The organism is Streptomyces sp. NPDC026589 (genome assembly GCF_040638385.1).
Classification (GTDB): domain Bacteria; phylum Actinomycetota; class Actinomycetes; order Streptomycetales; family Streptomycetaceae; genus Streptomyces.
This window is the reverse complement of sequence record NZ_JBEZYG010000069.1, coordinates 1-1769: the sequence shown is the minus strand read 5'-3', so window position 1 is coordinate 1769 and position 1769 is coordinate 1. Positions and strand designations below refer to the sequence as shown.

General features: G+C 66.8%; 1 protein-coding gene. It reads left to right on the top strand.

The features are described 5' to 3' along the window. Window positions 1–57 precede the first annotated feature (57 nt). Complete coding sequence (locus AB0F29_RS41525) at window positions 58–1746, top strand: ISAzo13 family transposase (RefSeq protein WP_361884194.1); 1689 nt, start codon at window positions 58–60, stop codon at window positions 1744–1746. Window positions 1747–1769 lie beyond the last annotated feature (23 nt).

Sequence of the window (1769 nt, the reverse complement as noted above, 5' to 3'; positions counted from 1 at the left end):
TAAGGGCTCGCAGAGAATCAAGGTGTTGCTTCCCACGGTTCAACTCGTTGGTGTGGTATGCGCATATCTGGCGAGGTCCGTGATCAACTCGGCTTGAAGTTCGCAGTGTTGTTCCCACATCTGGACGAGCGGCAGCGCCGTCTGCTGATGGGGGCTGAGGCCCGGATCCTGGGACACGGCGGGATCCGGGCGGTCGCCCAGGCGGCCCAAGTCAGCGAGACCACAGTCCGCAAAGGCGTGGACGAGTTGGAGGACGGGGCGGAACCGCTGGGCCGGGTCCGCCGTCCAGGTGGCGGGCGCAAGCGGGCGGCCGAGGTGGATCCAGAACTGCGGCCTGCGCTGTTGGCGCTGGTCGAGCCCGACATGCGCGGGGATCCGATGTCGCCGCTGCGATGGACGACGAAGTCCACCCGCAGGCTCGCCGGCGAGCTCACCAGGCAGGGCCACCGGATCTCGGCGGATACCGTCGCCGACCTTCTGCGGGAGGAGGGGTTCAGTCTCCAGGCCAACGCCAAGACCCTCGAGGGCGCCCAGCATCCCGACCGGGATGCACAGTTCCACTACATCAACGACCGGGCCAAGGAGCACATCGGCGCTGGCGACCCGGTGATCAGCGTGGACACCAAGAAGAAGGAACTGGTCGGCCCCTACAAGAACGGGGGCCGTGAGTGGGAGCCGAAGGGAGCTCCCGCCCAGGTCAAGACCCATGACTTCCTGGACCGGCAAGGGCCCGGCAAGGCGATCCCATACGGGATCTACGACGTCGCCGCGAACACCGGCTGGGTCAGCGTCGGCACCGACCACGACACGGCAGCCTTCGCCGTTGCCTCGATCCGCCGCTGGTGGCAGGCCCGTGGAAGCCACGACTACCCGCAGGCCGCCCGGCTGCTGATCACCGCGGACGCGGGCGGCTCCAACGGCTACCGCACCCGCGCCTGGAAGACCGAACTTGCCGCCCTGGCCGCCGAGACCGGCCTGGAGATCACGGTCTGCCACATGCCGCCGGGCACCTCGAAGTGGAACAAGATCGAGCACCGGCTGTTCTCCCACATCTCCATGAACTGGCGCGGTCGCCCGCTGACCAGCCACGACGTCATCGTCAACAGCATCAAGGCAACCACCACCCACACCGGGCTGACAGTCCACGCGGAACTCGACCCGGGCACCTACGACACCGGCATCAAGGTCACCGACACAGACATCGACTCCCTGCCCATGCACCGCCACCGCTTCCACGGCGACTGGAACTACACCCTCTATCCACAGCACGGTGACACGGCCGGCGCGACCGAGGGCCCACGGCCGACCGAGGGCCTGCCGCCTCAGTCCCGCGCCGGCGGTCTGCGCAACCCGGAACTGACCGGCATCACCGAGCCGGCGCTGGACGAACTCGTCGACCAGCTGTCCCAGAAACTCGATGAGCTACGTGAACACGGGCGGTCACAGCAGCGAGGAGGAGACCGCATCCGGGCTCGCGGAGCCGGAGCCAAGGACAAGCTGACCGCCGCTGACCGAGTCCTGGCCACCGTGCTCTACCTGCGCAGACTCGGAACCCGAGACCTGATCGCCCAGCTCTTCGGCGTCAACGGCAGCACCATCACCAGGGCCGTTCACCAAATCCAGCCCCTCCTTGCCGACCAGGGCTACACCGTTCGACCCTCAACAGCCAGGTTCAGTACACCCGCCGACGTCACCGCGTTCCTCACCAACAACAGCAACCCCACAGAGATCAAGTCAGCATGTTGATTCTCTGCGAGCCCTAACGAGCT